The organism is Parasphingorhabdus sp. (assembly GCF_036964675.1).
Taxonomy (GTDB): Bacteria; Pseudomonadota; Alphaproteobacteria; order Sphingomonadales; family Sphingomonadaceae; genus Parasphingorhabdus.
Genome location: NZ_JBALTF010000007.1, coordinates 1 through 7,823, shown reverse-complemented (window position 1 = coordinate 7,823; position 7,823 = coordinate 1). Strand labels below are relative to the sequence as shown.

Here is a 7,823-nt window from a genome sequence, read left to right as displayed (position 1 = left end):
GCCGAACAGGCCAGCAGCCAGCACCGTATTGCGACGCGGGGCGATATTGGCATGGTGGCTTCGGGACCGGGTGATCTCTGTCGGTGTCATGATCCGGCAATAGCCGCAGAGTGATTCGCCGTATTGTATGAAAAAGACCTGTGCGCGATCGCACAGGCTTTCCCTGTCTCCGGTATCGTCTCCGGCTTTCATCGTCACCGGGCTTGCCTATTATCAGCCAGCAGATTACAGCGCCGATCAATCAAACAATCTATCAAGCGAGACTAGCGATGAAGATCAGCGGTGTAGATATCCGTCCGGGCAATATATTGGAATATGAAGGTGGCCTGTGGAAGGTTGCCAAGATTCAGCATACGCAGCCGGGCAAGGGCGGGGCCTATATGCAGGTCGAGATGAAAAATCTCGTCGATGGTCGCAAGACCAATGTCCGCTTCCGCAGCGCCGACACGCTCGAGAAAGTCCGGCTGGATACCAAGACATTCCAGTATCTGTTCGCCGATGGCGATTTGCTGACCTTCATGGACAAGGAAAATTACGAGCAGATCACATTGCCAGCCGACCTGCTCGGTGATGCCGCCGATTTCTTGCAGGATGGCATGGATGTGCAGCTGGAGCTTTATGATGAAAAGCCGATCTCCGTGGCACTGCCAGACCAGATTGAAGCCCTGATTGTCGAGGCCGATGGCGTGGTCAAGGGCCAGACGGCATCGTCCAGCTATAAGCCCGCAATTCTCGACAATGGCGTCCGCGTCATGGTACCGCCGTTCATCTCGGCCGGAACCCGGATCATCGTCGATGTCTATGCCCGCGAATATGTCGGCAAGGCCTGAGAATGAATATTGCCCCTCCCGCTTGCGTGAGGGGTTGGGGCGGGCATGACTATGCCGCTCGCCCGCTCTTTGAAAAATAAATAGACCCACCCCAAGCCCCTCCCTTAAACGGGAGGGGGGAGATATAAAATGCCAGCACATTCCGCCCTTATCACCGTCATGGAGCGCGCTGCGCGCAAGGCGGGTTCGCGCCTGCGCCGCGACTTTGGTGAAGTCGAGCATCTCCAGGTGTCTAAAAAAGGCCCGGCCGATTTCGTGTCCAAGGCGCATATGCACGCCGAGCGTATTCTCTATGACGAATTGTTGAATGTTCGACCCGGCTGGGGCTTCGTCCTCGAAGAGGGTGGCATGATTGAAGGCGAAGAAGGCAAGCCGCGCTGGATCATCGATCCGCTCAACGGCACGACCAATTTTCTCCACGGCATTCCGCATTTCGCGATTTCGATCGCGGTGCAGGAGCCTTCGCTCGACGGCCGCGGCTGGGGCAAGATTACCAGCGGACTGATCTACGAACCGCTCAACGACCAGACCTGGTGGGCGGAAATGGACAAGGGCGCATGGCTCGGCGAGCGCCGTCTGCGCGTGTCGGCCCGTCGCGATATGTCAGAAGCGCTGATTGCCACCGGCATCCCGTTCAAGGGCCACGGCGACCTCAGCGAATGGGCCCGGATTTTCGGTGCGGTCGCGCCGCAAGTTGCTGGCATCAGGCGCAACGGTTCGGCCGCGCTCGATCTCGCCTGGCTCGCTGCCGGTCGTTATGATGGCTTTTTTGAAGCGGGCTTGCAGGTATGGGACGTTGCTGCCGGCATTTTGATGGTGCGCGAAGCGGGCGGCTTTGTTACCGATTACACCGGCGGCGATCAGCCGATCGGCCAGGGCGAAATATTGGCTTCGACCGAAGCGCTGCACAGCAAGCTGCACCGGATATTGGCAAAGTCGCTGCTGTAACTGCGAATGTCTCGCAAATGGCTGGAAAATTAAGCCATTTCGCCCTTGCAGCATGGGGACCCACTGCCTAAAAGCGGCCCCGAATATAAGCGAAACGAGTCATCAGTGGTCGATCTTTCCGAATATGCACCGATATTATTGTTCCTGTTTGTAGCCCTAGCGCTGTCTTCAGCCTTTGTGTTCCTGCCGATGGGCGTTTCCCGGCTGACCGGGACTCATAATCCGAGCGCCGAAAAGCTCTCGGAATATGAATGCGGTTTTCCCGCTTTTGAAGATTCGCGCAGCCAGTTTGACGTGCGCTTCTATCTGGTCGCTATCCTGTTCATCATTTTTGACCTCGAAGCGGCGTTTCTGTTCCCGTGGGCGGTGTCGCTTGAGTTTACCGGCTGGGTTGGCTGGACGACGATGATGGTATTTCTCGCGGAACTGATCATCGGTTTCGCTTATGCCTGGAAAGTAGGAGCGCTGGAATGGGACTAGAACCCAACAATAGCGGATCGGCGATCCTGAATGCCGACGGCACGCCGATGCGTCCCGATACACAGCCGGACGACGGATTTTTCAAGGACATGAATTCGGAAGTGAATGACAAGGGTTTCCTTGTTACCTCGACCGAAGATCTGTTCAACTGGGCCCGCACCGGTTCGCTCTGGTGGATGACCTTTGGTCTGGCTTGCTGTGCGGTCGAGATGATCCACGTCAACATGCCGCGCTACGACATGGAGCGTTTTGGCGCTGCGCCGCGCGCCAGTCCGCGCCAGTCGGACGTGATGATTGTTGCCGGTACGCTCTGCAACAAGATGGCCCCGGCGCTGCGCAAGGTCTATGACCAGATGTCCGATCCGAAATATGTGATCTCGATGGGCAGCTGCGCCAATGGCGGCGGCTATTATCATTACAGCTACTCCGTGGTGCGCGGCTGTGACCGGATTGTTCCGGTTGATATTTACGTGCCCGGATGCCCGCCGACCGCAGAAGCCTTGCTCTACGGCGTGATGCAATTGCAGCGGAAGATCCGCCGCATCGGGACGTTTGAACGGTGATGATGATGCGTAAACTGAGTCCGTTAGCACTGAGCTTGTCGAAGTGCGCTTATCGTCTTGAGGCGTCCTTCGACAGGCTCAGGACTAACGGCATGTCCACTAACGGCAACTCTCGCGAGCTCACCACTAACGGTATCTCCACTAACTCTCTCTCGACTTCGCTCGAGACGAACGGAGTTATCTGATGGGTCATAGTGCACCAGCCATCTCCAGCAACGCTGGCGTTGCCGCCAAGCTTGGCAAGGCGATTGGCGCTGCCTTGCTCGACACCGTCGAGGCCTATGGCGAAATCAGTTTTACCGTCGAGAGAGCCAAGCTGGCCACAGTGCTCGACAAGCTGCGCGACAAGCATGAATATCAGCAGCTGGTGGAAATTGCCGGTGTCGACTATCCGGATCGTCCCGAACGGTTCGAGGTCTGCTATCATCTGCTCAGCCTGACGAAAAATCATCGCATCCGGGTCAAGGTCTCGACCGACGAAGATACGCCGGTCCCAAGCGTCACCCATATCTGGGAAGTCGCCGGCTGGCTCGAGCGCGAAGTGTTCGACATGTATGGCGTCTTGTTTGACGGCAACACCGATTTGCGGCGTATACTGACCGACTATGGTTTTCAGGGCCACCCGTTCCGCAAGGATTTCCCGCTGACCGGCTATGTCGAGATGCGCTATTCCGAAGAAGCCAAGCGCGTGGTTTACGAGCCAGTGAAGCTCGCCCAGGATTTCCGCAGCTTCGATTTCATGTCGCCCTGGGAAGGCGCGGATTATATCCTGCCCGGTGATGAAAAAGTCGGTGGCGAAGCGTCGCCGTCCACGCCGAAGACGACCGAAAAGAAGAGCGATACCGGCGCTGGCAAGAAAGCCAACAAGGCGGCGGCCAAGAAATCTGACGGCAAGACGACCAAAGCCAAGACGCCTGCGCCGAAGCGGACCAAGTCGGGTACGAGCAAGAAGGGGGAGGGCAAGTGATGCACCGCTTTTTCACCATTCGTCACCCTGAACTTGTTTCAGGGTCCATTGCTGATCTTGAAGCAGGCCTTTCGATGGCCCGATGGATGCTGAAACAAGTTCAGCATGACGAAGCTCGGGAGAATTCTCAATGAGCGACTATCTTGACGAAATGGACCATCTCGCCGACGAGGCCGACCCGACAGTCGGCGATCTCGAGATCCAGAATTTCACCATCAACTTCGGCCCCCAGCATCCCGCCGCGCATGGCGTGCTGCGCATGGTGATGGAGCTGGACGGCGAAATTGTCGAGCGGGTCGATCCGCATATCGGCTTGCTCCACCGCGGCACCGAGAAATTGATCGAGCACAAGACCTATTTGCAGGCTTTGCCCTATTTCGACCGGCTCGACTATTGCTCGCCGCTGGCGATGGAATATTCTTACGTTCTCGCGATCGAGAAATTGCTTGATCTCGAGGTGCCGCTGCGCGGCCAATATCTGCGGGTGTTGTTCGCCGAGCTGACCCGGATCTGCAACCATATGCTTAATCTCGGCGCCCATGTCATGGATGTCGGCGCGATGACGCCGAATATCTGGGTGTTCGAAATTCGCGAGCAATGCCTGGAATTTTTTGAACGGGCGAGCGGCGCCCGCATGCACAGCGCCTGGTTCCGGCCAGGCGGCGTGCATCAGGACGTGCCGCTGAAACTGCTCACCGATATCGCCGACTGGCTGGATGAATTTCCGACCCTGTTCGAGGATGCGATGAGCCTGGTCGTCGGCAACCGCATTTTCAAGCAGCGCAATGTCAATATCGCGACCGTGTCCAAGGATGATGCGGTGCGCTGGGGTTTCTCCGGTCCGGTGCTGCGTGGCAGCGGCGTCGCCTGGGACCTGCGCAAGTCGCAGCCTTATGATGTCTACGACCGGATGGACTTTGACGTGCCGGTCGGCACCAGCGGCGATTGCTATGACCGGTTCATGGTGAGGGTCGAGGAAGTCCGGCAGAGCGCGAAGATCATGCGCCAGTGCCTGAACGAGATGCCTGATGGGCCGGTGTCGTCCAGCGACCGCAAGATCGTCCCGCCGAAACGCGCCGAGATGAAACAGTCCATGGAAGCGCTGATCCATCATTTCAAACTCTACACAGAGGGATTCCATGTGCCCGCCGGCGAAGTCTATGTCGCAACCGAAAGCCCGAAGGGCGAATTCGGCGTCTATCTGGTCAGCGACGGTAGCAACAAGCCCTATCGCTGCAAGATCCGGCCGACCGCGTTCAGCCATCTGCAGGCGATGGATTTCATGACCAAAGGCCATATGCTGCCTGACGCTACTGCTATTTTGGGCGCGATTGATATTGTGTTCGGGGAGTGTGACCGGTGAGTTTGCAAAATCCACATGACGTCATTGCGAGGAGCGAAGCGACGCGGCAATCCAGTGCCTCACTCGCAGACGCTCTGGATTGCTTCGCTAAGCTCGCAATGACGGGAGTCCAATAATGGCTGAAGCACCCAATATCCCCGACGAAATCGAAACCCGCGCCAAATGGGGTGACTTCGCCTTCACGCCGGAAAACGAGAAGCTCGCCAAGTGGCAGATCGCGAAATATCCGGCTGGTCGCCAGAAATCGGCGGTTATGGCGTTGCTCGACCTGGCCCAGCGGCAGGTTGGTGCGGATACCAAGACGCAAGGCTGGCTGCCGGTGCCGGTGATCGAATATGTCGCCGCCTATCTCGATATGCCCTATATGCGGGCCTATGAGGTCGCGACCTTCTACACCATGTATAATCTGGCGCCGGTCGGCCGCTATCATGTGCAGGTCTGCGGCACTACGCCCTGCATGCTGCGCGGCAGCGACGATGTGATGGCCGCCTGCAAGAACAAGGGCCTCAACAAGGGCAAGACCACGCCGGACGGCCTGTTCACGCTGACCGAGGTCGAGTGCATGGGCAATTGCTCGAATGCGCCGATGGTCCAGATCAACGACGATAATTACGAAGATCTCGACTATGACATCATGACCCGGATCCTCGAGGATCTGGCTGCGGGCAAGGAAATTCCCGTTGGCTCGCAAATCGGTCGCAAGACCAGCGAAGCGGAGGGTGGTCCGACCAATCTGAAAGCCATGGTCGACGCCAATCATGACTATCGGAACGAATGGTGATGGGATTGATCGTCGCTCTCGCGCTCGCCTTGCTGGCGATCATCATCGTCTGGAAGGTTCTGACCGGAATCGTGCGGACGGTCGGTCTGGTCATTGTGGTTATTGTCGTGGGCGTGGTCGTGCTGATGAACGGGGGGCTGTGATGGCTCTGGACGGATATGCAGGCTGGATCGCGCTCGCTGTCGTGGCGATTGGTATCATCGGTGGTCTCTTGGGCCGCAGGAGCAAGAAATGAGTTTTGATTTTCTTCAGGACAAGGACCGCATCTTCACCAATGTCTATGGTTTCCAGTCATGGGACCTGAAGGCGTCGCAGAAGCGCGGTGACTGGGACAAGACCGCCGACATCATCAAGCGCGGTAACGACAAGATCATCGAGGAAATGAAGGCCAGCGGCCTGCGCGGTCGCGGCGGGGCGGGTTTTCCGACCGGTCTGAAATGGTCGTTCATGCCCAAGGAAGCGCCGAAGGATAGCCAGGGCAATCCGCGGCCGAGCTTTCTCGTCATCAACGCCGATGAATCCGAGCCGGGTTCGTGCAAGGACCGGGAAATCCTGCGCAACGATCCGCACAAGCTGATCGAGGGCGCCTTGATTGCCGGTTTCGCGATGCGCGCGCGCGCCGCTTACATTTACATTCGCGGCGAATATATCATGGAAGCCAAGGTCATGGAGGCGGCCGTCAAGGAAGCCTATGACGCGGGCCTGATCGGCAAGAATGCCGCCAAATCCGGCTATGATTTCGACGTCTTCGTCCATCGCGGCGCCGGCGCATACATCTGCGGTGAAGAAACCGCGATGATCGAAAGCCTTGAGGGCAAGAAGGGCCAGCCGCGGCTGAAACCGCCATTTCCTGCCGGTGCCGGCCTTTATGGTTGCCCGACCACGGTCAATAATGTTGAATCTATCGCGGTTGTGCCGACGATCATGCGGCGCGGCGCGGCCTGGTTCGCCAGCTTTGGCCGCGAGAATAATCACGGCACGAAATTGTTTCAGGTCTCCGGCCATGTCAACAAACCGGCGGTGTTCGAGGAAGCGATGTCGATCCCGTTCAAGGACATGATCGAGAAACATTGCGGCGGTATCACCGGCGGCTGGGACAATCTGCTGGCGGTGATTCCGGGCGGGTCTTCGGTGCCTTTGGTGCCGGCTGAAATGATCATGGACGCGCCGATGGACTTTGACGGGCTGAAGGATGTCGGCTCCGGTCTTGGCACCGCAGCGGTGATCGTGATGGACAAGTCGACCGACATTGTCCGCGCTATTTCGCGGCTCAGCTATTTCTACAAGCATGAAAGCTGCGGCCAGTGCACGCCGTGCCGCGAAGGCACTGGCTGGATGTGGCGGGTGATGGAAAAAATGCGCGATGGCGACGCGGAAATTGCCGATATCGACACGCTGTACGAAGTCACCAAGCAGGTTGAAGGCCACACCATCTGCGCGCTCGGCGATGCAGCGGCCTGGCCGATCCAGGGGCTGATCAAGCATTTCCGGCCAGAGATGGAGCGGCGGATAAACGAACATAAAGGCGCAGAAGTGCTGGAGGCGGCGGAGTGATGCTAAACTCATGCACCACCGTTCGTCCTGAGCCTGTCGAAGGACAGCCTGCGCGCGCACCGTTCATACTTCGACAAGCTCAGCACGAACGGCTCAGGCTCGACACATCTTCACCTCGTCACCCTGAATTTGATTCAGGGTCCAGAGCGGCAAGCGCAGAAATACCGGGCGGCTCTCCCTGGATGCTGAATCAAGTTCAGCATAACGAATGTTTTTCGGAGACTATCCATGCCTAAAGTCACCGTAGATGGCATCGAAATCGAAGTGCCGCAGGGCGCGACCGTGCTGCAGGCCGCCGAGCTTGCCGGCAAGGAAATCCCGCGTTTCTGCTACCATG

11 protein-coding genes are annotated in these 7,823 nt (G+C 57.8%); 10 read left to right on the top strand and 1 reads right to left on the bottom strand.

What is annotated here, in order from left to right:
* On the bottom strand, positions 1–198 hold a 198-nt coding region (locus V7665_RS02470; protein WP_335662952.1), incomplete at its 3' end, for a hypothetical protein.
* A gap of 71 nt (positions 199–269) precedes the next feature.
* Here V7665_RS02470 and efp point away from each other — a divergent pair.
* The 10 genes from efp to V7665_RS02420 form a co-directional block, all read left to right on the top strand.
* Positions 270–830 carry an elongation factor P gene (efp, locus tag V7665_RS02465; protein WP_335662951.1) on the top strand — a complete coding sequence of 187 codons (561 nt, stop codon included), beginning with the start codon at positions 270–272 and terminating at the stop codon, positions 828–830.
* Between the two features lie 129 nt (positions 831–959).
* The gene (locus tag V7665_RS02460) at positions 960–1,778 is read left to right on the top strand and encodes an inositol monophosphatase family protein (RefSeq protein WP_335662950.1); all 819 of its coding nucleotides are present in this window, start codon (positions 960–962) and stop codon (positions 1,776–1,778) included.
* A 105-nt stretch (positions 1,779–1,883) separates the two neighbouring features.
* Complete coding sequence (ndhC, locus tag V7665_RS02455) at positions 1,884–2,258, top strand: NADH-quinone oxidoreductase subunit A (RefSeq protein WP_335662949.1); 375 nt, start codon at positions 1,884–1,886, stop codon at positions 2,256–2,258.
* A 47-nt stretch (positions 2,259–2,305) separates the two neighbouring features.
* The gene (locus tag V7665_RS02450; RefSeq protein WP_335662988.1) at positions 2,306–2,821 is read left to right on the top strand and encodes a NuoB/complex I 20 kDa subunit family protein; all 516 of its coding nucleotides are present in this window, start codon (positions 2,306–2,308) and stop codon (positions 2,819–2,821) included.
* 184 nt (positions 2,822–3,005) lie between these two features.
* Positions 3,006–3,788, top strand: coding sequence for an NADH-quinone oxidoreductase subunit C (locus tag V7665_RS02445; protein ID WP_335662948.1), 783 nt, complete (start codon positions 3,006–3,008; stop codon positions 3,786–3,788).
* Positions 3,789–3,918: 130 nt separating this feature from the next.
* Positions 3,919–5,151 carry an NADH-quinone oxidoreductase subunit D gene (locus V7665_RS02440; RefSeq protein ID WP_335662947.1) on the top strand — a complete coding sequence of 411 codons (1,233 nt, stop codon included), beginning with the start codon at positions 3,919–3,921 and terminating at the stop codon, positions 5,149–5,151.
* Between the two features lie 115 nt (positions 5,152–5,266).
* A complete protein-coding gene (locus V7665_RS02435) occupies positions 5,267–5,932 on the top strand; it encodes a complex I 24 kDa subunit family protein (protein ID WP_335662946.1) in 666 nt (221 codons plus the stop codon).
* Positions 5,932–6,075: a hypothetical protein gene (locus tag V7665_RS02430; protein ID WP_335662945.1), complete on the top strand. Its 144-nt coding sequence runs from the start codon at positions 5,932–5,934 to the stop codon at positions 6,073–6,075. Before V7665_RS02435 ends, V7665_RS02430 begins: the two co-directional genes overlap by 1 nt.
* Positions 6,076–6,163: 88 nt before the next feature.
* Entirely contained in the window at positions 6,164–7,486 is a 1,323-nt protein-coding gene (nuoF, locus tag V7665_RS02425; protein WP_335662944.1) for an NADH-quinone oxidoreductase subunit NuoF, read from the top strand.
* Between the two features lie 228 nt (positions 7,487–7,714).
* Positions 7,715–7,823 (top strand): 2Fe-2S iron-sulfur cluster-binding protein (locus tag V7665_RS02420; protein WP_335662987.1); only part of this gene is annotated, 109 nt, incomplete at its 3' end.